This window comes from Streptococcus sp. 121 (genome assembly GCF_016458205.1).
Lineage (GTDB): Bacteria > Bacillota > Bacilli > Lactobacillales > Streptococcaceae > Streptococcus.
On the sequence record NZ_JAEMED010000023.1, the window covers coordinates 1 to 23392 of the forward strand.

Below are 23392 nucleotides of genomic sequence, written 5' to 3' on the forward strand. Positions count from 1 at the left end.
AGAGGGGAATGGCGTTGATCATTAGTGACTAAATATTTGGAAATTAACTCAGCCAGCTTCAAGACCTCAAACAATTCTTTAAAGAGAATCAGTCCGCCATAATTCGTAAGATTTCCTCCTTCAAAATAAAAATTATTGTTTTTAGCATTATTATTTGTTAGACTGAACATGTGGATTTCCTTTCTTTTTGTTGTTCTATGCACTTATATCATAAAGGGGAAATCATTTTTTGTCTAGTCGAATTTTTCACCCAATGGGTGAAAAGCAGAACCTTCCAGAAACCCTGTGATCAATACGGTTTCTGGAAGGTTTTTAAGTTAGGTATGAATAATTTGGGTTAAAGTTTAGAGAATACTGCAAAAGAGGTGATCTATGACACATGTACCAGTCTCTACTTTGAAAAACGATATTCAAGCTCTAGCCAATGGCAGCTACAGAGAACCTGCCATCCTCACAAAAAATGGACGTGCACAACACGCCTTTGCTACAATTGATGAACACGAAACACATAAGGCAATACTACGTTTACTGGAGGAACTACAAAAGGGTTATCAATCACTCCATTCCTAAGGAAGTATCCTTGCAAAAGATTTCTTAAAAAGAATCAGAAAATGACTTCAGAAAAGCTCACTATGAACACTAACACAAAAACGCCGTTCCTTTTTGGGGGGAAACGGCGTTTTGCATTAAAGGACAGATTCTACCTTGTAAGGCAAGGGGCCAAGAACTTCTTGATAATCTTGAACCTGGTAGGCTGTATTAGTGGTCACTTGGGCTAGTTGTTGATCTAAATCAATCGTAACAGACTCCACTCCTGCCAGTTTTGAGAAGGCTGCTGTGGTGTGTTTCACGCAATTTTGGCAGGATAGTCCTGCTAGTTGAACTGTTTGTTTCATTTGTGTCACGTTTTAAGATTTTCAGATCTTCTTGATTCTAAAAATATTTAATTGTACTATAACTTTCACAGCAAGACCTCTTATAATTTTTTTGCTTTAACTTTATTACAGTACTTTGGAGTTGTTTGAAGCTCACAAAAATCGACATTTTTCGTACCTATTTTTATTTGTTATCTGATTGAACTTACTTGGGCAATAGTAGAATAACAAACAATGGAAACGATTCATAAATGATTATCTTTTTCTTTCGATAAGAAACGTCTATAACTCAGATTATTTTGCATTAATTCTCCATGAGTACCACTTCCAGTTAATTCACCATTTTCAAGAAAATATAGTTTATCAACCGTTTGTATAGTCGAAATCCTATGTGTAATATAAATAATAACCTTATTCTTCAAATATGTCCTTATTGTTTCAATAACTTTTGATTCAGAAACAGAGTCTAAATGAGCAGTCACCTCATCAAATATATAAATATCTGCATTCCGCAATAAAGCTCTCGCAATTTGAAGTCGTTGTTTCTGACCACCAGACAGACCTATTCCGTTCTCACCTATAAGCGTTTCTAATCCATTGGGGAAATTTTTAAATTCTAAATTAAGAGCTGTTGCTTCTAAAATTTCATTTACTTTTCCAATACTTGGTTTATAATCTAAACCAAAAACTAGGTTTTCGTAAATAGTACCAGAAAAAATATCAGTTCCTTGAAAAACATATGTTAAACAACCATACAAACTCTCTGTACTTATTTTTCTTATATCAATACCATTAAACAATATTCTCCCAGAAAATGTGGTATATAATTTAGAAATCAGTTCAACAACTGTTGTTTTACCAGAACCCGAGGGACCTACAATGGCTGTTACCTCTCCTTTCCTAAAAAGCATATCTAAATTATTTAATACATTTTTCCCATCTCTATCAAAAGTTACACCTTTTAGTTCTATGCTTTCAATCGGAGCAGGCATAGCTTGCTCCCTCGTCCTATCTATACTAGTATTAATAGCATATTGATTAATGACAGAAAGACTGGCGTTAATTTTTTTTAATTGATTACCAAACTGTGCAATACTACTCAATGGAGATAATAGCTGAAATAAATAAATCAAGAACGATATCAATGTCCCAGCTGTTAGTGTTGACTGTGCAACTCTATATCCTCCATATCCAAAGCTAATGCAGATTACTATGAAAACGAAAATTAATATTACCGGTTTTATGGTCAAATCAATCAAAGAGTAAGCAAAAGAATTTTTTACTAGTTTCGCAAGTCTTTTTTCTAAACTTGACTTAACATATTGTTGGCCTTGATACACTTTAATTAATTTAACTCTTTGAAAAATTTCTGTTAAAAAGCCTGATAATTGACTTAAACTTTCCTGTTTCCTTATTGCAAATTTTCCTCCAAAATTCGATATTGGAATTAACACTATAAACATCATTAAAAGACACATTAACATTACAATAGATAACTGAAAATCTAATCTAAATAGAAATATTAAAGAAATAATGAACAAAAATATTGAACTCACAAAATCAGGAAAAAACTGACTCAGGAATAATCTTATCACTTCAGTGTCATTAACAATATGTCCTGATACTTCCCCACTTAAATTGTTGTCATAAAAGGACTGATCTTTTTTTAGCAAATCTGTTATAACATTCTTACGTAACTTAAGCACCTGATTCTCTGCATATCTCAATAGCAAATAAGAAGACACTATACTGAAAATTAGATTAAAAAAAAACAACACAATTATAGTTAATATTGGAAAAAAATTCGCTTGAGAATTATCTATTATTTTTTGTATTGACTGAGGAATTAATAAAAAGACAACATAAGAAAAAATATTTAAAATTATACCTAAAAATAGTTGAAGTTTATGTTTTATCGTCTCAGGAATCAATAATTTTTTCATAAATGTCTCCCTCTTAATGTCATAATCTATCATACAGGTTTTCTAGAGCCATTATGCTATAAAATGAATTTAAAATTTTTTGATTTACATCATTAGTACATCTACTAAATGGATCATCATAGCCAAAATATCCCAAATTTGTTTGAATGTATTCAAGAAATTCAACAGCATCTTCAAAAAAAGTATTTTCAAAATATTTTCGAATATTTAAAGCAATTAAAATACTTAACGCAAATTCCCTAATCTGATATTTTCTAGCAAAATAGATACTTAAGCCACCTATATAGTCTGACAACATTTCATTAAAAGAAGTCGGTAAATTTCTATTTGAAAGAAACAACAACTGATACAACACATCTAAATCTACACACTTCATTAATGTTGAAAAAGCAAGGTTTGACAACAACTCCTCAGCTAATTGCTTTTCCTTTTGACTACTAAGTATCCCTAACCTATATTTAAAATATCGTAATCTGAAGTCAAAATCCTTATCATTTGCCGAGATGCACTCAAATGCTAGTTTTTCTTTTATAGATTTTAAACCCTCATTATTAACTTCGACAAGAATTTCTGGCATTATCTGGTCTTGATGTTTTAAGGGAAAACTACTAGAAGATTCTCCTAAATAGATTAATAATAGTTTAGAGTTTACATTTAGATGATTAAGTTTTAAAAAACGAACTAAATTTTCTTTATTATAAACCATTTAATACCTCCTCTTCAATAAACAGGAATAGTTTATGGAATATATGCTCTGCAGAAATCTTTTTCGAGTAAACTTCAAAATATTTATTAATATCACTTTTATCTATGTGGTTTAATATCAAATCCTCATTTAGACAATGTTCCTTTACTATATTGCTCAACTCTCTGCTGTCCAGATAATATTTAGACCCCGTCTTAAGAAAACTGATTTGTCCCATAATATATTCAAAAAAATTTTCTTCCCATTCATTTTTCTGAATAATATCATTCTCAAAATACCTAAAGAAATTGATTTCAAAAAAGCGAAATTTTTGAGAAAATATATAGAAATGCACATGTTCTTTTAAATAAATTGGGTACATATGTAATAATGAATCTATATCTATATTTTGCGTAATAGTGTAAGCAATATCTAATATCAAAATCGTTAATCCAAAATCATTCATTTTAACTTTAAAATAATTCTCCAAATCATTATATAGATTTAGTATGTCACAAAATTCTGAATAAAATTTAAAATCAAGTTTACACCTTTTTAATTCCTGAATTATATGTTTTTTTCTTGACACCATATCAATGCTCCTATACAAACAATTGTTGTATGATATATATTTCTAAACTCAGCATAATTTGTTTCATAACTCCATTCTTTTGGTGCTGGAAATCCCCCATTATCCTTCTGATTAATCAAAAGGATCTCTTTAGCATATTTCAAAAGATTTGATAACTCTGAATCTAAATTTAAAAATATGCTACACAAAATCAATTCTCCCAAAATATCTAAGTCGTTTTCGAGAATTCTATCAACAATAAGAAACTTTATGATTGATAAGAAATGTGATTTTTCTATGTTCGATAAATTCCACAATCGTCCCATCTCTGTTAAATAAAAGATTGTATGGGTTAAACTATACATAGAATTTTCAGTGTAGTAAAACGGAGAAAGTTTTTTGCCTATAACTGTCTTCGAGTATAATTCTTCAAAGGATCGTAAATTATCCCTTATACCCGCTCTCTTTAAAGAATACTTATTATCTAACTGCCGGAAGGGAACTCTATAAATATGTAAATCAAGCTGATCTTGAGTTATAATTTTATTCAGATATTCTGAATAATATTGTTTCCCTTTTAGAACAAAATATTCTTCAATTGTAGCTAATCCAGCTAAAGCATTAACGTTTTCTTCAAATAAGTCGATAAAAGGAATTGTATCTACTTTGTTAATTATGAATGAATCAATAAACTTAAATATTTCCTTTTCTTTTAATGGCTCGGGCAGTAAATTATAAAAGAAAACTAATTCAACAAACGATTTTAATTGTTCCTCTTTGTCATTTAATAATTTTTCATTTACTAAAAAGCTATTAATATTTTCTTTTAAATAAATCAAGCCTCTTAAAATAGCATTATCCATACAACCCCCTTACTAACTCTAGTTTCAATCTTTATTAAACACTAGACTAGAAAAAAGAACATATTCAATTTTGAACAATCCCTATTTTAAATTTTTTACCAATTAATTTTTATTTTCCGTATAATTAACAACAATAGGAAAAAAAACATCAATAATAAAACATTGAAGCCAACTGAGAAACGTGATAATTCTAAGTACGTAGAATTATCAACAAATAACGTAATTGGTACGATATTTATATAAATGTTCCTTGCATCAGCTACTGAAGAAGCTCCTATCATAAACTTATTATAGATTTGTTCTGAAAATATCCCATAGAAAATCAAGGATTGTGTAACAAGAAATGAAACGAGTGTGAATATAAAACTATTAGAGCCTAGCTTTTTAGAAGAGAAATTTCTAAAGCTATAAAGCAATGAACATGTTGTTATAAAATAAACTAGCAAAGAAATTAACTTTTGAAAGACATCCCATAATTCAACGTCTGTATATATAAAATAATAAGTAAAGTTGAAAACAGTTAAAATAATAGCAATTATTAATAATATACTCAACTTACTGTACTTTATTGTATAATAAAAATATTTATGGCGTGTATATAAAAATTCATAAAGAAAATATGTTGATAAGATGATAAGAAGGGTAGCTGAAATCATTATCCAGAGGCCATTTATCGCTTGAAGTACTTCTACTTTGGTAAATAGATTTACCATTATTCTCATAACAAGACCAATCGCAAACACATAGAGATATGGTTTTGTATATTCTGTTACTAACTTCTTAATCAAGAGTAGCATTCCTATTCACCTCCTTGTATATATCATCTAAACTTAAAGGAGAAAACTCGTTAAGTAAATATTCAACAGCGCTATGTAGTATAATTTTACCTTCTTTCATAAATACTACTTCATCAAACAACTTCTCCATATCTTGGACTAAATGAGTACTAATAATGATTATGCTTTTTTCATTTTTAAACCTGATTATTAAATCTATTAGTATATCTCTTGTTAGTGGATCAACAGCTGCTAAAGGCTCATCTAACAAATACATATCTGCATCCTGAGATAGTAAAAAAACTAAGTGCAACTGTTCTTTCATCCCCTTTGAGTATTCTGAAATAGACTTATTTTTATCAAGATTTAGATATTTTAGTATTTGAATAGCTCTATCTTTATTAAAAGAAACATAAACACTCTCGAACAATTCTAAACACTCATTAATCGTTAAATCTTCAGGTATATACGAATGATCTGGCAAAAAAAATACAGAACCCTTACCCTTTATAGTTCCCGAATATTTTTGATATAAATCTGCAATCACATTCATCAATGTAGTTTTCCCACAACCATTTGGTCCTAATAAAGCAATCACTTGTCCACGATACTCTATTTTTAAATCAATATCTTTTAAAATTGGTTTATCAAATCCAAATGATAAATTTTTAATATCAAACATATTCCTCTCCTAATTGATAAAAAAGGCCCTGCATCTAGAAATACAGAACCAAGCATATAGTTAAAACACCCATTAACTCTGAAAATACTATTACTTAATTAACTCAGCTGGAACTGGAGTAAGATTAAAATCATTATACATTTGCTTGAGCAATGAATCTGGTTCTGCAACAGAAGGCCAAACCAAAGCCCAACCACTCCAAATTGCGATTCCCCCAGCCTGAACTTGAATGGAATCGTTTTTAGGGGCAAATGACACAACAAAATTTTTTGTTTGATTAATATTATTTAGCATAACTATTCTCCTTTAAAATTAGAAAATAATTGAAAATATTGGGTGTTTTTACTTTACACCCCCATTATACAATACAAAACAAAGCATGTAAAGCGCTTTCATCAGAAGTCACAACAAATTATGAAAAAATAATCTGATATCGACTTCCCGAGTTTATCACAAAAAAACTTTTTCCCATATGTTAGAAAACAGGGGATGAGCCAGTCAATGTCTCGGGTGGGTCGGTGTATCGATAATAGCCCATTAGAAGGCTGGCAAGGACTAATAAAGGAAATACGAGAGGTGCTATACCCTAATGTAGCTACTTTCGAAGAGATGAAGAAAGCGTATAAAAATATAATTGATTACTACCATCATCATGATCCACAGGAGAGATTTGAAGGAAAGACAACTGCACAAGTAAGGGCTGATGCAAGGGCAAATCCAAAACAAGGAACCTACTATCCAATTAAGCAAGCTAAAAAATACCTTGATTTTTGGAAAAATATTGCCAACAAGAAAAAACAGACCGCCTAAACTTAAGGCAGTCTGGTATCACACATTTTATTTATTTCAACCGTCTACTTGACACGGTACGTATCATTTTTGGGAAACGGCGTTTTGCATTAAAGGACAGATTCTACCTTGTAAGGCAAGGGGCCAAGAACTTCTTGATAATCTTGAACCTGGTAGGCTGTATCGGTGGTCACTTGGGCTAGTTGTTGATCTAAATCAATCGTAACAGACTCCACTCCTGCCAGTTTTGAGAAGGCTGCTGTGGTGTGTTTCACGCAATTTTGGCAGGATAGTCCTGCTAGTTGAACTGTTTGTTTCATTTTCGGAATCCTTTCTTATTTAAAGCGTAAGCGCAATGCATTTAAAACAACTGAGACAGAGGATAAGCTCATGGCTAATCCAGCCAACATGGGGTTGAGAAGAGGGCCTCCAAAGAGGTAGAGCAGACCCATAGCAATTGGAATTCCAATAACGTTATAGATAAAAGCCCAGAACAGATTTTCTTTAATGATTCGAAGGGTTGATCGACTGAGCCGAATGGCATCTACCAGACTAACCAAGTCTCCTTGGAGCAAGACAAGATCAGCAGCATCCATGGCAATATCTGTACCTGTTCCCATCGCAACTCCAACTTCTGCTTGCACTAAGGCAGGAGCATCATTGATGCCATCCCCAACCATGGCTACGGATTGCCCTTTAGCTTGATAATTCTCAACTTGTGCAGCCTTGTCTTGGGGCAATACTTGAGAAACAACTTCCTCAATCCCTACTTGGTTGGCAATTGCACGAGCGGTTTCCTCCTTATCTCCTGTCAATAGAACAAGATTGAGTCCCAACTCTTTCAAGTCACGAATAGCTTGCGCACTGGTTTCTTTAACCGGATCTGCTACAGCAAGAGCTGCTACAAATTGCCCATCTCGTGCCATTAACAAACTGGTTTTTCCCATTTTTTCCCAGCTCAAAAGATCTAAATCCTCTGGCAAGGAAACCCCTTCTTCTTCAAGGTAACGAAGCGTTCCAACCTGGATGAGTTGATTGTCTATCTTTGCCTCGACTCCCCGTCCCACTTGTGCCTTGAAATCCTCAACCGGGAGAAGGTCTAAGTTCGCTTCTTCCGCAGCTTGAACAAGGGCCTGAGCAATTGGATGCTCACTACGACTTTCAACGGAAGCCAATTGGACAAGAATGCTTTCGTCGCTCTCTTGTGTCCAGACTTTCATATCGGTCAAGGTCATTTTCCCAGCTGTGACAGTCCCTGTTTTGTCTAAAAGAACAGTTTCTACGTTCGCCAAACTTTCTAAGGCAGGACCAGACTTCAATAAAATTCCCTTTTCAGCTCCACGACCTGTAGCTACCATCATGGCTGTTGGTGTCGCAAGACCAAGTGCACAAGGACAGGCAATCACAAGAACCGCAATAAAAATCGAAAGGGCAAATTCTAGACTAGCTCCTCCGATAAAATACCAAGCTAGACTAGCTAGAACAGCAGCAATTAAAACTGTCGGTACAAAATAAAGGGCAATTCGGTCTGCCAAGGCTGCAATCGGAGCTTTTTTCGCTTGAGCAGCTTCTACCAACTGAATAATTTGAGACAGCATGGTTTCAGCCCCGACCTTGGTAACCCGGTAATCGACACTCCCTGTTTGGTTGAGACTTCCTGCCCAAACTTCCTCTCCAACTTGCTTATGAACCGGCACACTTTCACCGGTCATCATGGATTCATCTACATAGCTCTCACCAGAAATGATTTCGCCATCAACTGGAAAACTTTCACCAGGAACAACCCGTACACGATCCCCAACTTGAAGGTCTTTAGTTGCAACCACTTCTACTCTATCTTCTTTTACTAACATCGCCTCTTGCGGGGCTAACTGGCTTAGTCCTTGAAGGGCACGCGAAGTTTGGTGTTTGGCCCTAGCTTCTAAATATTTTCCTAAGAAAATAAAGAAAACAATGGTGGCAGCTGATTCAAAATAAAGATGGTGGGCAAAATGGAGTTGGCCCTGTAAAACCTGCCAGGAACCGTAAATACTATAAAGATAAGCAGCTCCTGTTCCAATCGCAATTAAGCTATCCATATTGGGATGACCCTTGAAAAGATTTCGGAAACCTCGTTGATAGAATCCTCGTCCAAGCCAAAGAACTCCTGTTGTTAAGAGCAATTGGACAAGAACAAAAGTTGCTGGTTCACTCAACCAGTTTGGTAATGGTAAGCCCATCATACTCCCCATGGCAATGTATAGGAGGGGAACAGCTAAGATACTTGTCCAAATCACCTCCCTTTTCTGGTTTTCCAAATGGGCTTCTTTTTGTTCATCGTCAATCTGATGTTGCTCTATAGACCAGCCCCCTTCTTGGACCTCCAACTGATACCCAACTCCAGATACTGCTTCTTCTAAGGCCGCACTTTCAAAATCAGTATTGGTTCGAATCGTTAACTTTTCAGTGGCTAAATTGACTTGGGCTTCCTGCACTCCTTCTTGTTGTCCCGCAATTTTCTCAACAGTCAAGGCACACGATGCACAGGTCATCCCTGATACTTGATAAACTTTTTCTTCCATTTTTTACTCTCCTTTTTTAATGATGGCAATCACATTGACCCGGCAAACAAGTACAAACCACGTGAGTCGGTGCTGTTTTCTTGGCTGACTCCGCCCAAGCTACTAGATTCTCCAAGTCAGACTGAGTCAGTTGAGCTTTCTTCAGGAGAACCAGTAAATGCTCCCCGTGTTTGGTCTGGCATTGGTTATCCAACCACTCTTGCCCCATTTTTCCCAACTCCTGCTGCTCACTTGTCACAGCTCGATATACAAAGCGTTTGCCTTCCGCTTGTGCCTCAATTAACCCCTTATCCTTGAGTCTAGTCAAGAGAGTCTTGACTGTGCTGGGTTTCCACTCAAAATCCGCTTGCAGGTAATCAACAATCTGACTACTACCGCTGTTTGGATGAGCCCAGAGCACCCGCATGACCTGCCATTCCGCAGTTGACATCAGTCCTTTCATGATTCCTACCTCTTTTCGTCTACAGTTGTAGTCTATGTTTATAGTTTACATTTGTAGATTCAAATTGTCAAGTGAGAGATTTGTTTTTTTTTACGATGGTAATACTCTTATAACTTTATTCATCAGTAATTTGGGATTAGAACAATGTTGACGAAGATTTTCGCATCTACGCTAATCGAAAGTTTGAAATCTAAAAAATATTCAGTTCTTGTTAAACAAATCAAAACGTAAAAACCGTTCTAAGATTCCTATTAATGGGTATGATTCTTATAAAATTAGTCTAGGATAAAAGTAGATAAAAAAAAACGCAGACAAATTTGCATTTCTTGATAAAAACCAAGTACAACTTGTCTGTGATTTTAAATTATTTGCTAGTTTTTGCCCAATCCTTGATTGTACATTCTAAGATTTTTACTCCTCTTCACTTTCTTTAATTGAATATCTGTACTTTCTATACGAGTAATAGATCTTTATCGGCATTAGAAGAATAACTAGTAATCCTACTCCCCTAACCTGATCGATTTGTGGAAAGAAAGTGGTATCAACATTAGTCTCCTTAAATAATGTTAACACGGAACCAATATATCCTAACAATGTAAGAAAAAGTGTACCAATCCAAAAATCAAAACGATAAATTCGTCTTTTGATTACTTTGTCTGAATGCTTATCAAAACAAAAATCGTAAAGTAAAATTGGAGTTAAAGGGAGTAAAATCAAAACAAAAAGTAGCTTAATATCTAACATTCCTTTAGAAGTGGTAATGCTTGAAATAATATAGAGTTCCACCACATATATCAGAAATAAAGTTGCTAAAAAAGCGATTATTGAATGCATGGCCTCTTTAAATCTATGCATAAATCTTAGCTCCTTTTTTATTTATATCTTACTTCAAAGCAATCATCATGTCAACTATTAACATGTTCCTTTTCGAATCGCATAACTATAATAGTAAATGAAATAACTGCTGCCGGTTTAATACTTTTTGTAAAATAAATTTCATGGACTAAAAACCACTTTCCTTATTCATATTCTTTTAACTTTTTCCAAATTACCCCTTGACAAGTATAGACAAGTCCACTATAATTTGTCTATACAAGTTTAAAAAACGCTTTCAAAAGGAGATCTTATGAAAAACGATGTTTCTAAAATCGTTGAAGCCATTGGTGGCAAGGACAACATCAACAGTGTAACCCACTGTGTGACTCGTCTTCGCTTTATTCTAAAAGATGAAGGGCAAGTAGATGAGTCTGCTCTCGATCAAATTGATTTGGTTAAGGGGCAATTCTCTGCCAACGGTCAATACCAAGTCATCATCGGTCCTGGTATTGTTGATAAAGCTTATGATGAATTGGTAGCCCAAACAGGTGCACAAGCTGTATCTAAGGAAGAAGCCAAGGAACAAGCTGCCCAAGATTTGAACCCACTTCAAAAATTGGTGAAATTGTTGGGAGATGTTTTTGTACCAATCCTACCAGCGATCATTTCTTCTGGTTTGCTTTTGGGGATTAACAATGTTCTTACCCAACCAGGAATCTTTGGAGCGCAATCCATTGTTGAAATGTATCCTGGTTTCGCTGGATTTGCTGGTATTGTTAACTTTATCGCAGCAACATCCTTTATCTTTATCCCAGCTCTTGTTGGTTGGTCAGCTATGACCCGCTTCGGTGGTTCTCCACTCTTGGGGATCGTTCTTGGTTTGGTTCTTTGCCACCCTGGATTGACTTCTCAATATGCTTTGTTTGATGCAAACACTGGTGGACTTGCTGAAATTCCAACTTGGGATCTCTTCGGTATTCCTGTTCAACAAATGAACTACCAGGCTCAAGTTCTACCATCTCTCTTTGCGGCTTTCATTTTGGCTAATGTGGAACAATGGTTGAACAAACGTGTTCCAGATAGCTTGAAACTCTTGGTGGTTGCTCCTGTTTCACTCTTGGTTACTGGTTTCCTTGCCTTCACAGTTATTGGTCCTGTGACCATGTGGTTGGCGACTCAAATCACAAACATCATGATGGCTATCTTCAGTACAGCTGGCTGGTTGGGAGGTCTCATCTACGGTACCTTCTACGCACCGCTTGTTATCACTGGTATGCACCACATGTTCCTCCCAGTTGACCTTCAATTGGTGGCATCTGAAAATGGAACCTTCTTGTGGCCTATCCTTGTTATGTCTAACGTAGCTCAAGGATCTGCAGCCCTTGCTATGATGTTAATTTTCCGTAAAAACAAAGATAGCAAAAACGAAAGCATGGCGCTTACTTCTGCCATCTCTGCATGGTTGGGAGTTACTGAACCAGCCATCTTCGGGGTAACTCTTCGCCATAAAGCTGCCTTCCTAGCAGCAATGGTTTCAGCCGGAATTGCCGGAGCCCTCCTCGGTTCTGTACCAGTTCTTGCTAACTCTGTCGGTATCGGTGGTATCCCTGGTATCCTCTCCATCGTTCCACAATATTGGGGTATTTTCGTCCTTGGATTGGCTATCGTTATCGCCCTTCCAATCGTTCTAACGTTTGTTTTTATTCGCTTTGAGAAGAAGAAATAAGACTAGATTTATAAGGGGTGAGGTTGGGACAACAGTTTCAACCTCATTATTATAGTTTGCTATATAATTTTGACGCAGTGGTTGATTGGCATTTTCTTTCGCCTTGCAGGCTCTGAAAACAGCCTAATCAACTGTGCGAAGGTGGGAGTGAATCGGTCTGGGGAGAGACCGTTTCAGCTTACAACCTGAAATACGGACTTGTAACGAACAAGATTTCAACATCTTGTTCTGTCCCACTCTCCCCTTTTTTTAGAAAGGTGTTTTCATGAAAGATTCAATATTTTCCAAAGTTGTTTACCAAATTTATCCTAAATCCTTTAACGATAGCAACGGCGATGGTTTTGGGGATTTGCCGGGTATTATTGAGAAGCTTCCTTATTTGAAAAAATTAGGAGTAGATATTCTCTGGCTCAACCCTTTCTATGTGTCTCCTCAAAATGACAATGGTTATGATATCGCGGATTACCGGGCCATCGATCCCCGCTTCGGAACCATGGAAGACTTTGAGGAATTGGCCCGCCAAGCCAAGGAACTAGGGATGGGAATCATGCTGGATATGGTGCTCAACCACACGTCAACAGAGCACGAATGGTTCCAAAAAGCGCTAGCCGGTGATGAAAAATACCAAGCCTACTACTACATCCGGGAAGCTAAGGAAGATGGTAGCCTTCCAACCAACTGGCAATCCAAATTCGGTGGGCCTGCATGGCAACCTTTCGGCAACACAGACAAATATTACATGAACCTCTACGATAAAACCCAGGCAGACTTGGATTGGCATAATCCAGAAGTTCGTGAGGAACTCTACGATGTCGTCAACTTCTGGCGGGAAAAAGGAGCCTCTGGCTTCCGCTTTGACGTGATCAATGTGATTGGTAAGGATGAACTTCTTGTGGATAGTCTCAATGAGCAACAAGAAAAAGGGCTCTATACGGACACCCCAATTGTCCATGACTACTTGCAAGAAATGAACCAGGCTAGCTTCGGACAGGATCCCACTATCGTAACGGTCGGTGAGATGTCCTCAACCACCATTGACAACTGTATCCTTTACACCAGACCCGACCGTCATGAGCTCTCTATGACCTTTAGTTTTCACCACCTAAAAGTCGACTACAAAGATGGCGACAAATGGCAAAACCAGGCTATGGACTTCGCAGAGTTGAAACGAATTCTCAACGACTGGCAGGTAGGAATGGATCAAGGCGGCGGCTGCAATGCGGTCTTCTGGAATAATCATGATCAACCACGCGCTCTAACCCGCTTCACCAACGACCAAGAATACCGAGTGGAGTCTGCTAAACTGTTGGCTCAAGCCATCCACATGATGAAGGGGGTCCCTTACATCTATATGGGGGAAGAAATCGGAATGACGGATCCTGGCTTCACCAGCATGGACCAGTACAAAGATATTGAAAGTATCAATGCTTACCAGATGCTCTTGGATCGAGGCTTGACTGCCGAAGAAGCCTTTGAAGTTATCCAGGTTAAATCCCGCGACAACAGCCGGACACCGATCCAATGGGATGCGTCTGAGAATGCAGGATTCACTACTGGTCAACCTTGGCTAGCAGTTGCAAACAACTACCAAGAGATTAATGTTGAACAAGAATTAGCTCAAGGAAGCATCTTCTCTTACTACCAAGACTTAATCCGCCTCCGCAAAGAGTTGGCTATTATCCAGGAAGGTTCTTACCAACCGCTCTTAACCGACCACCCACAAGTATTGGCTTACAAGCGTCAATTAGGGAATCAAGAATTGATTGTCTTCAACAATTTCTATGGCCAAGTGACAACTGTCCCAATGGAAGGCACCAACTACGAATACCTCCTAGGAAATTACGGCCAGCGAGAAGCTGAACAGTCCTTGGAACTCCGTCCGTATGAGACCGTCGCTTTCCTGAGTCGTTAGCCTATGACTGAAAAAAAGTACCAGGTCATCTATGACCAACTAAAAAATGAAATCCGACAAGGCATTTACAGCCAAGGGGAACTGCTCCCTTCTGAGATGGACCTCTGCCAGCACTTTGAGACTTCTCGCGAAACCCTTCGCAAATCCTTACAGCTCCTACAAAACGATGCTTACATTCAAAAAATTCGTGGGAAAGGATCCATTGTCATCTACGATCCTTCCCTCAATTTTGAATTAGCCAGTCTAACCAGTTTCCAAGAAATCAACGACGGCCTCAACCACGCCTACAAAACTCAAGTTGCTGTCTTTGAAAAAATCAAGGCCAAGGACTACCCACATGTCAAATCCGCTCTGCAACTAAGAGACTTTGACACCATCATCCGGGTGGTTCGCCTTCGAAAAAAAGGGGCCAAGGTCAACATCGTTGATATTGATTTCTTTAACCCCCAACTCATAACGGGACTTACAGAGGAAATCGCCCAGAAGTCCATCTACCACTACATTGAACAAGACTTGGGCTTGGTCATTAGCCACTCGGCTAAAACCATTACTTTCCAACCAGCCAATCAAGTTCTCCAGGACTACTTCCAAAATCTGGATCCAGCTTACCTAGCCCTGGTGGAAGCAACCGTCTTCCTAGGTGACGGTCAGCCCTTCCAGTACAACCAATCCCACCATAGACCCTCGTCCTTCAAGTTCACCAATTTTTCTCGAAGACAAACATAAAGAAAACACACGATAAAAACCTTACCCTCTGTGAAAGAAAAGACAAGGTTTTATCGTGTGTTATTTTATATGCAAAAGACGGCTAATATCAAAGTTCTTTTCCGTTAAGGTAGTTAGACGATTTGCAGTGCTTCAATTTATTCGAGAGAAAGTTCCAGAGTAAGTTTCTGCATAATTTGGAACTAAATAAATTGAATTTGTAGCGGTGTCGTAAGAAAATCGTGGTAACCCTGAAGTATGAGCATCATTAGAGGTAGGACTGATAAAAGCAGTATCTTGCCAATAACCATAACCATTCAAAATGTAGAGATCACGACTTAAGTGCTGACGTGCCTCTTCTGAAATGTGTTCTCCTTCAGCCATTTGAATAGCAAGAGATCCATTCGCTCCAACTGTGATTTGATTACCATACTCATCTTGCCATGTTCCAGCTAGTGATGAAAAGTCGCCAGCAAGGAATGGTTCTGGATTATAGGGAACATCTGGAAGATTTTCCTGTGAACCAACAACACCGTCTGATGATTTGCTCTGAACTGGCGTCTCAGTACTTACGGATGCTCCAACTGCTTCACCCTGTTCTACAGTTGAGCTAGGTGTAACAGAGTAAGAGGAATTTTCCTGATTTGCTGCACCAGTAGATTTTTCACTATTATTAGAAGACTTCTTAGTTGAACTCGCTACCTTGCTTACTGATGAACTTGATTGTTGTGTCTTGCTTAAGGAGCTAGATACTGTAGATTCAGATTGTCGGTTATTAGAACAACCAGCCAAAACAAGCAGGGCTAAAAGTGTAATAGTTGTCTTTTTCATCGATAGACCTTTCTTTAGTTGATAGCAATATATCTTCTGATGCCTGAAGCTGAAACATAACTAAGCCAGTTGCGACCTTCTGCATTCAAAACTTTATCATAATTTACAGACATACCAGGGTTATATTGAGCCAACGTTACAGAAGACATCCGAGGTTCATTTTTTACATATCCGACAGCTGTAAAAGTATAGCTTCCACTAGATGGAATATTAGAAGTGCTTGGTTTATTCAGCTGATCAGAAGGTGAGGCTGTACCAGAAGAAAGCTTTTCAACGGCAATATAGCGACGATTTCCTTGATATGACAAATAACTAATCCAGCGATAGCCGTCAGCATCTAATACTTTATCATAATTCACTGAGGAACCTGCCTCATAGTATGCTAAATCTGTTGCTGAATAACGTGATTCTGATTTAATTCCTAATCTATGGGTAAATGTATAAGTACCACTAGCAGGAAGCTTTGCTTCTGAAGATGGAGTTGATGCATTATTTGTTGGCGCTGTACTTGAAGTAATAGGTTTACTATTAGACTCAGACGAAGACAATTTAACCAATGGTATATAACGACGATTTCCTTGATATGATAGATAGCTAAGCCAGCGATAGCCGTCAGCATCTAATATTTTATCATAATTCACTGAAGAACCTGCTTCATAATAAGCCATATCTGGTGCAGTAAATTTGGCTTCTGATTTAATTGGTGCTTTGGAAGTAAAAGTATAAGTTCCTGATGGAGCTAGATTTCCAGTATTAACTGGGCTGTTTGAAGAATTTCCTGAATTACCATTACCATTTGGCGGTGTAGTCAAATCTTTAAAATGAATGAAACCCGTTACAGATGAAATAGGAATACTTCTGCGATAATATCCATAGCTCCAGTTATAGTTGTATTCTTCAATAACTACTGTATTGCCTCTTACTTCAGCTACCCAAGCAACATGACCATATATATCAGAAGCACCAAAAGATCCTTTACCAAACCAAGCTACTGAACCTACGGCAGGCACCTTATCTACATAACCTCCACGCGAAGGTGCATTCAATCCCCAATCTGCTCCATTACCTAGATAAGCAACATTGGAAAAACCATTCGTTTCTGCTAAACGGAAAGCAACAAATGAGGTACATTGTCTTACAGGATAACCCCATCTATCTAAATCAGTTGAGATATTCCCATTTTTCCAGCGATAATTATCTCCAATATAATTTCCGGTATTTGCAGTCCTAAATGGACTTGTTTGTCTACCCAAATTCTTTTTTGTCTCTGATTTTGAATCTTTTTCTAGTGATTCAACTACAATTTCATCCTTATCAATTTTAATACTATTCTGTTCTGAACTACCTTCTGGAGATATTTCATTTTCCGATGTAGGTATTGAATCTTTTGAAGTAATTACTGTACCATCTGCATTTTCTCGAGCAACTTTTTTGTTAATATCATTTTCAGGAAGTTCATTTACTGGTATTTCTTTATTCTCAGTATCAATGTCTTTAACTTGTTCTGCTTTAGCTTCTAAAATTGAACTGTTCTCAAAAATTACAGAAGGTTGAATGTGGTGCGACAGGTTTGTTTCTTCATTTTGGGAAGACACTTCTGAAGACAAGTTAGTCGTATCACTTGTTGTCAATAAAACTTCACTTTGTGATACATTCTCAGTAACTTCGTCAGCGGATACAGTCTGTGGAACACCCAACATAACTACTCCAACCATAACTGAAATTAAACCAACCGAATATTTTCTAAAAGAAAATCTTTTCTTTAACTGATAATCTAGATGAAACAAGATTCGTTTCTCCTTTGTTTTTACTTTTTCTTTTCACTGGTCCAACATCTAAACCAGCGAAATCAGTTTATAACAAAAAAGACTTCCTTATAAAATTGTTACGAATCCGTAACAAGAGAAATAGTATCCTTAATTTGACCCTCTAGATTGTAACATTCGAGAAATTGAGCGATTCGTAAACATTCCTCCAGATCCTTCATTGCCCCCTTGTTACCTTGCATGTAGCGCATTTGAGCTTTGATAAATTTCAGTTGCAGTCGAGCCATTAGATTGTTCTCTAATATTGAAAGGTTATCTAGCTGCCGAATAAACTTAGCAGTGACTGTAAATTCTTCACGATCCAAAAGAATTCCGGCAAGATTCAATAAAATCAAGTAAATTCTATTTCTATTTTCAGGTATTGTATTATAAAATTGAGTTTTTTGAATGATTTCTAATCCAAATATCTCAATCGCTCTAGACTCCAGCGCTTGTCCACATGAACCCAGAATCCAGAGTTCAAACAAACACCAATCCGAAATTCCCATCAGATAGTCCGCGATAACTTCTTTATCTTTTTCAGAAATAAGGTAGCGTTCATCACACCGATTCAACATAACCTGAACGACTGAAATCATTACACGATCCGACGCTCTTCTTTCAGTCTTATACTTTTCTTCATAATTCGCCTGTAAATTTAGGAAATAAGATGTATTTTTGTTTAAAAGTGCTTGATTAAAATCAATTGTTACCCTCGGATCCTCTTCTTGGTAATAAACATGATAAAAATTCCAAAACTCACCTAGAAGTACATCCATCCGTTGTAGACAGGCCATAAATTTTGAAAGAGAAATATCATTTTCTCCTTTTTCAAAGCGAGAAATCTGAGCAGCCGAAATATCTTGTCCTGCCACTTCCCGAATGGATAAATTTTTAGAATTCCGAATCATTTTGAAAACACGACCATATTTATTCATTTAAACACTCCTGTTACAAATACGTAACACATTCTAAATTTCTATTTCTTTATTATAAAATAATTGTATGTGAATCAAATTACAAATTCAAGAGGAGAAACAACAACATGAAAAATTTTTTTGTTCTATTTAATATTTCAGCTATATTGCTTCTTAACACTGTTCAACAATCTTCAAAAATAATTGTCAGTAAGAATACCTCATCAACTATTTCAGTTCGCTCAATTGTGAATACCTTAGACTGGTAAAAGTTAATACATAAGAATCACGCCGCATAGATTTGTCTGATAGTCTTCAAATTTCTTTAAAATCAACAAAGATATACTCTTTTAGTTTATCTTTTATTACTGTGTTAGTTCGTCTTGCCGTACTTCATACTCATTGAATTTCAAAATCTGACTTTGTCAAGCCTCTTTGATGAACTTTTTGATTGCGTGCTTTACATGCCTTATCGATAATATTCAACAGATCTCCCAGATCTGTTGAACTACCGTCATCGGCTTTCCTAGTCATCTCTTTGAAAGATTCGAGTATTCCGATTTTGAAGTTAGTTAAGTATCAGTACTGTCTACGACTCGCTGCCTTGTACTAAAAACAAACTAAACGACTATAACTTATAATTCAAGATATTCTCTATTTTCAATGATATCTAGCTACTATGAAAAGGAGCAAGTTCAAGTCTTGCCCCTTTTTCTGTACATTCTTATTTTTTATTAAGCCATTGAAGGTTCAAAAGTTCGTTTATTTCAAGAAAAGCGTTTTCAACCCGCGCCTGCGTTTCGGCATCGAGTTGGCCCTCATAGCGACCACCTTTCAAGAAATCTTCTACAACCAAGGTTTGGTAGAGGTATTGAGGGAATCCCGCTTGCGAATAGGTTCCTTTCTCGACTCGATTCACCCAGGTTGGGTGGCCTTTGACAGATTTAATCCGAGTCTTTTGGCCCTGTTTCTCCACTTCTACATCCATGAGGACCCCACGCTCCGTCCATTCGGAGTTGGCCATTCCATCCAGGCTCTCGATTCGCTGATTGGAAATGAAATTGCCCATAGAATAGATGATGAACTTGTTTTCCCCATCTTTTTCAATCATTTCAGTTGGTTCTGGAACATGCGGGTGGCCACCGAATACCAGGTCAGCGCCCCAGTCTACCATCTTACGGTATAGTTCAACCTGTTCCTCGGTCGGCTCCAAGCGGTATTCCTCGCCCATTTGCGGCATGACAATCGTGAGGTCCGCCTCTTTCTCGGCCCGCTTTATTTCCGCCTCCATTTTCTCTTGATCCAAATCAGAGAGAACTGCCTCATACTCTTCTGGGCTCAGCCCAGCTTCCAACCCATTAAAACCATAAGCATAGGCTAGGAGCGCAATCTTAATGCCATTGACCTCCTTGATAAGCAAGGGAGCCTGATCGCGTGCTTGATCAGGATAAACGCCAATGGGGGTAATACCAGCGTCTTTGAAGGCTTGGGCAGTAGTCGCCACGCCTTCTAAGCCCGAATCTAAAATATGGTTGTGGGCCAGGTCCATGGCATCGTAGCCAGCATCTTTAATAGCCTCTACCACTTGGGGAGGCGCATTAAAGAGCGGGTAACCGCTCAAGGGATAGTCCGGGTTAATGGTTCCTTCAAAATCGCCAATGGCCAGGTCAGCTTGTTCTAACCAGGGTTTGACATAGGTAAAGTTTTCAGAGAAATCATAGCTACCATCCGCCTGCTCTACAGAATAGTAGAGAAGGTCATGGTAGAGCAAATCACCGTGTGCCATAATCCGAGCTTGGGTCGCCTGACTGTCTTCCTGACCCTTTACTAATTCCTGAACATAAGGACGACCAAAGTAGACTCCTAACCCCGCCAGGGTCACCGTTGTCAAGAGACCTGTTACAAAAACTTCCTTCTTCATAACATCTTCCTAATCAAACAAGTCTAGTAAATAACCATAGCCTTCCACTTCCAGATCTTCCTTAGCCACAAAACGGAGGGCAGCACTATTGATACAGTAGCGAAGTCCACCTGATTCTTGCGGACCATCTTCAAAAACATGTCCCAAATGGGCATCCCCTGCCCGACTCCGAACCTCAATCCGGCGCATCCCGTGACTCAAATCCTGACGGTACTGAATAAGGTCCTTGGCAATGGGTTTGGAGAAAGCTGGCCAACCACAACCTGAATTGTATTTATCTGCAGACTGGAAGAGGGGCTCTCCAGAAGTAATGTCCACATAAATTCCTTCTTGGAAATGTTCATCATACCTGTTATCAAATGGACGCTCGGTCGCATTTTCCTGAGTCACCGCATATTCTTCTTCAGATAAACGCTGCTTCAACTCCTCTTGGTCAGGCTTTTGGTAAAGGGCAGGATCAATCAAAGGCTGGTAGGCATCCTCCACATTGATGTGGCAGTAACCTCCTGGATTTTTCTTCAAATAATCTTGGTGATAATCTTCTGCAGGGATATAGTGGCGAAGCGGTTCCACTTCAACAGCCAAGGGTTGGTTGCCAAAATGTTGCGACTGTTCAGCCATAACCTGCTCAATCACAGGTAGATCTTGGGCATCCTGGTAATAAATCCCTGTTCGGTATTGGCGACCACGATCATTGCCCTGGCGATTGACACTGAGCGGATCAATCACTCGGAAATAATACAGCAGAATTTCCCGTAAGCTAAGGACTGCAGGGTCATAACTGACAAAGACTGTTTCTGCATGGTCGGTTTCTTTTAAGAGTTGATAATTGGTTGTTTCGACTTGGCCATTGGCATAACCCACACTAGTCTCCTGAACACCATCAATGCGAGAAAAATATTCCTCTAAACCCCAAAAACAACCACCTGCTAAATATATTGATTTCATAGTGACCTCCTAATTAGACTTCCATTCTGTATCGTAGTGGACAAGATAATAGGGCCCTTCCCCCATCTCGCCATCAAAAACCAAACGATAGCTACCTTGATCACCCGGTTCCAGACTGCTCTCCAAAGCCTCCTGATCAAAGGTAACACTATCTAACAGCAAGGGTTCTCCCTCTTCATCAAATAATTCGTAACTATAGGGATTCACACGGAAGGTATTCCCATGACTATTTTCAACCAAGAGCTCAACCACAACCGCTGATCCAGTGGCATCATCCCACATCTCCTGATTTTCATCTTTTTCGATGGTCTTAACCGTTACCCGTTCCCCGGTTACAAATTGCCGCGATTGGCCCAGCTTTTGCTCGATGACACTCTCTTCTTTTTGATTTAAACCTAAAAGACGGGCATACTGCTCATTTTCCTCGGCTAGTCCTAAATAAGAAAAGAGCAGACCGCCAATTCCAAGTAGTAAAAGGACATTCAACCCCACCAAGCTAAGGATCCAAATCCAATAGGGCTGAGACCGCAAGGTCTTTTTGTCAGACATTCTGGATGCACCTCCTTAATTCGTAGGTCCGGAAGAACTCGACAAATGCACACCAGCTTCCTTCAAGGCATCCTGGTACAAGCGATAAATGGGATAAGCCACGCCCGCATCCTGTCCTTGGTGAATCGGAATCGAAATGCGATAGACAAAGCCTTCACTCCGATTCCACTGCGGTCCAAGAACTCTAGGTTGACCATCTAATTGGTCAAATCCCTGCAGTTGCGACTGATTGACTTGCTCCACAATCCGATCCACAAGCTCAAAGTCTGTACCGGGTAACAAAGGCAAGTCCAAGGTAATGGAAACATCTCCCCGAGACTGGTTGCTGACGATGAGAATCTGTCGGTTGGGAATATAGTAGAGAGTCCCATTGCTATCACGAACCTGGGTTGTTCGGATTCCAACATTTTCGACGGTACCGGATAGTTTGCCAGCTCCATTTGGCAGGGTCACATAATCTCCAACATCTAATTGCCTTTCCAATAGGATAAAGAAACCATTCACCATATCTGACAAGAATCCCTGAGCCCCTAGACCAACCACAACCCCTGCCAAACCAGCTCCAGCTAGTAGCGAGGAGACCGGTAAACCAAGAATCGATAGCACCCAATAAATCAAAAGAAAATAGAGGGCATAGTTTAGAACATTATCCACCAAATGCAAAAGAGTTTCCTTGCGAGCTGAATTACTCTGCACCAGCAACATGGAGGGAGCAAGCAAACGATGAACAAGTCCATGAATGAGCTTTTTCCCCATCCAAAACAAGACAAAGAGAAAGAGCAGTGAAAGCAATTTGGACAGGAACTGGTCTACTAGATCTTCCCATTGAATCTTCTCTAAGGTTCGTACTACTAGGTTTTGCATAAAACCTCCTTTTCCTTATTATCATTATAACACAGGGGAAGTCTTCCGCCTGCAACATCTGTTATCAAATCCTCTTATGATTTCCATAAGTTTTTATAAAAAAGGGGGGAGAAAGTTGCAAAAATTCCGAACTTTTTTCATAAAAACCCAGAAAATCCATTGACAGTGGAATTTTCTTATAGTAGACTATTTAAAATAAATTTTAAAGGAG

General features: G+C 38.1%; 24 protein-coding genes and 1 pseudogene. 5 read left to right on the forward strand and 20 right to left on the reverse strand.

Annotated features, from left to right (window positions below; all coding sequences use genetic code 11):
- Positions 1–170, reverse strand: a pseudogene (locus JEQ21_RS05805) (IS1380 family transposase); the annotation flags it as partial.
- A 202-nt stretch (positions 171–372) separates the two neighbouring features.
- On the opposite strand from JEQ21_RS05805, the gene JEQ21_RS05810 reads away from it, so the two are divergent.
- Positions 373–570 carry a prevent-host-death protein gene (locus JEQ21_RS05810; protein WP_199364506.1) on the forward strand — a complete coding sequence of 66 codons (198 nt, stop codon included), beginning with the start codon at positions 373–375 and terminating at the stop codon, positions 568–570.
- Positions 571–686: 116 nt separating this feature from the next.
- On the opposite strand, the gene JEQ21_RS05815 is transcribed toward JEQ21_RS05810, so the two are convergent.
- From JEQ21_RS05815 to JEQ21_RS05850, 8 genes are all read right to left on the reverse strand, one after another.
- Positions 687–896: a heavy-metal-associated domain-containing protein gene (locus tag JEQ21_RS05815; protein WP_196967565.1), complete on the reverse strand. Its 210-nt coding sequence runs from the start codon at positions 894–896 to the stop codon at positions 687–689.
- A gap of 224 nt (positions 897–1120) precedes the next feature.
- Positions 1121–2818 carry an ABC transporter ATP-binding protein gene (locus JEQ21_RS05820; protein WP_199364507.1) on the reverse strand — a complete coding sequence of 566 codons (1698 nt, stop codon included), beginning with the start codon at positions 2816–2818 and terminating at the stop codon, positions 1121–1123.
- Between the two features lie 19 nt (positions 2819–2837).
- Entirely contained in the window at positions 2838–3524 is a 687-nt protein-coding gene (locus JEQ21_RS05825; RefSeq protein ID WP_199364508.1) for a hypothetical protein, read from the reverse strand.
- Positions 3514–4095: a hypothetical protein gene (locus JEQ21_RS05830; RefSeq protein ID WP_199364509.1), complete on the reverse strand. Its 582-nt coding sequence runs from the start codon at positions 4093–4095 to the stop codon at positions 3514–3516. Before JEQ21_RS05830 ends, JEQ21_RS05825 begins: the two co-directional genes overlap by 11 nt.
- On the reverse strand, positions 4071–4937 hold the full coding sequence (locus JEQ21_RS05835) for a DUF6895 family protein (RefSeq protein ID WP_199364510.1): 867 nt from the start codon (positions 4935–4937) through the stop codon (positions 4071–4073). Before JEQ21_RS05835 ends, JEQ21_RS05830 begins: the two co-directional genes overlap by 25 nt.
- Before the next feature lie 95 nt (positions 4938–5032).
- Entirely contained in the window at positions 5033–5734 is a 702-nt protein-coding gene (locus JEQ21_RS05840) for a hypothetical protein (protein WP_199364511.1), read from the reverse strand.
- On the reverse strand, positions 5718–6395 hold the full coding sequence (locus JEQ21_RS05845; RefSeq protein WP_199364512.1) for an ABC transporter ATP-binding protein: 678 nt from the start codon (positions 6393–6395) through the stop codon (positions 5718–5720). The genes JEQ21_RS05840 and JEQ21_RS05845 overlap by 17 nt, the downstream gene beginning before the upstream one ends.
- Before the next feature lie 90 nt (positions 6396–6485).
- Positions 6486–6689 carry a hypothetical protein gene (locus JEQ21_RS05850; RefSeq protein ID WP_199364513.1) on the reverse strand — a complete coding sequence of 68 codons (204 nt, stop codon included), beginning with the start codon at positions 6687–6689 and terminating at the stop codon, positions 6486–6488.
- Between the two features lie 207 nt (positions 6690–6896).
- On the opposite strand from JEQ21_RS05850, the gene JEQ21_RS05855 reads away from it, so the two are divergent.
- Positions 6897–7205, forward strand: coding sequence for a hypothetical protein (locus JEQ21_RS05855; RefSeq protein ID WP_199364514.1), 309 nt, complete (start codon positions 6897–6899; stop codon positions 7203–7205).
- A gap of 89 nt (positions 7206–7294) precedes the next feature.
- Here JEQ21_RS05855 and JEQ21_RS05860 read toward each other — a convergent pair whose 3' ends face one another.
- The 4 genes from JEQ21_RS05860 to JEQ21_RS05875 form a co-directional block, all read right to left on the reverse strand.
- Positions 7295–7504, reverse strand: coding sequence for a heavy-metal-associated domain-containing protein (locus tag JEQ21_RS05860; protein WP_199364515.1), 210 nt, complete (start codon positions 7502–7504; stop codon positions 7295–7297).
- A 15-nt stretch (positions 7505–7519) separates the two neighbouring features.
- The gene (locus JEQ21_RS05865; RefSeq protein ID WP_199364516.1) at positions 7520–9745 is read right to left on the reverse strand and encodes a heavy metal translocating P-type ATPase; all 2226 of its coding nucleotides are present in this window, start codon (positions 9743–9745) and stop codon (positions 7520–7522) included.
- A gap of 16 nt (positions 9746–9761) precedes the next feature.
- Entirely contained in the window at positions 9762–10187 is a 426-nt protein-coding gene (locus JEQ21_RS05870) for a CopY/TcrY family copper transport repressor (RefSeq protein WP_199364517.1), read from the reverse strand.
- Positions 10188–10598: 411 nt separating this feature from the next.
- On the reverse strand, positions 10599–11042 hold the full coding sequence (locus tag JEQ21_RS05875; protein ID WP_199364518.1) for a hypothetical protein: 444 nt from the start codon (positions 11040–11042) through the stop codon (positions 10599–10601).
- Positions 11043–11313: 271 nt separating this feature from the next.
- Between JEQ21_RS05875 and treP the strand changes: the two genes are divergently transcribed.
- The 3 genes from treP to treR all read left to right on the forward strand — a co-directional run bounded on the left by treP (position 11314) and on the right by treR (position 15367).
- Positions 11314–12729 (forward strand): PTS system trehalose-specific EIIBC component, encoded by a 1416-nt coding sequence (gene treP, locus JEQ21_RS05880; RefSeq protein WP_199364519.1) that lies wholly within the window; start codon positions 11314–11316, stop codon positions 12727–12729.
- A gap of 265 nt (positions 12730–12994) precedes the next feature.
- A complete protein-coding gene (gene treC, locus JEQ21_RS05885; RefSeq protein WP_199364520.1) occupies positions 12995–14641 on the forward strand; it encodes an alpha,alpha-phosphotrehalase in 1647 nt (548 codons plus the stop codon).
- Between the two features lie 3 nt (positions 14642–14644).
- A complete protein-coding gene (treR, locus tag JEQ21_RS05890; RefSeq protein ID WP_199364521.1) occupies positions 14645–15367 on the forward strand; it encodes a trehalose operon repressor in 723 nt (240 codons plus the stop codon).
- 132 nt (positions 15368–15499) lie between these two features.
- On the opposite strand, the gene JEQ21_RS05895 is transcribed toward treR, so the two are convergent.
- The 7 genes from JEQ21_RS05895 to JEQ21_RS05925 form a co-directional block, all read right to left on the reverse strand.
- Complete coding sequence (locus JEQ21_RS05895) at positions 15500–16177, reverse strand: DUF6287 domain-containing protein (protein WP_199364522.1); 678 nt, start codon at positions 16175–16177, stop codon at positions 15500–15502.
- A gap of 14 nt (positions 16178–16191) precedes the next feature.
- Positions 16192–17964: an SH3 domain-containing protein gene (locus tag JEQ21_RS05900; protein WP_199364523.1), complete on the reverse strand. Its 1773-nt coding sequence runs from the start codon at positions 17962–17964 to the stop codon at positions 16192–16194.
- A 98-nt stretch (positions 17965–18062) separates the two neighbouring features.
- Positions 18063–18920 carry an Rgg/GadR/MutR family transcriptional regulator gene (locus tag JEQ21_RS05905; RefSeq protein WP_199364524.1) on the reverse strand — a complete coding sequence of 286 codons (858 nt, stop codon included), beginning with the start codon at positions 18918–18920 and terminating at the stop codon, positions 18063–18065.
- 703 nt (positions 18921–19623) lie between these two features.
- Entirely contained in the window at positions 19624–20820 is a 1197-nt protein-coding gene (locus JEQ21_RS05910) for a CapA family protein (protein ID WP_199364525.1), read from the reverse strand.
- A gap of 9 nt (positions 20821–20829) precedes the next feature.
- Positions 20830–21768 carry a peptide-methionine (R)-S-oxide reductase MsrB gene (gene msrB / locus JEQ21_RS05915; protein ID WP_199364526.1) on the reverse strand — a complete coding sequence of 313 codons (939 nt, stop codon included), beginning with the start codon at positions 21766–21768 and terminating at the stop codon, positions 20830–20832.
- Between the two features lie 9 nt (positions 21769–21777).
- Positions 21778–22317, reverse strand: a complete 540-nt coding sequence (locus JEQ21_RS05920) for a DUF4352 domain-containing protein (protein WP_196967480.1) — start codon at positions 22315–22317, stop codon at positions 21778–21780.
- Between the two features lie 15 nt (positions 22318–22332).
- Complete coding sequence (locus tag JEQ21_RS05925) at positions 22333–23181, reverse strand: mechanosensitive ion channel family protein (RefSeq protein WP_199364527.1); 849 nt, start codon at positions 23179–23181, stop codon at positions 22333–22335.
- Between the last annotated feature and the right edge of the window lie 211 nt (positions 23182–23392).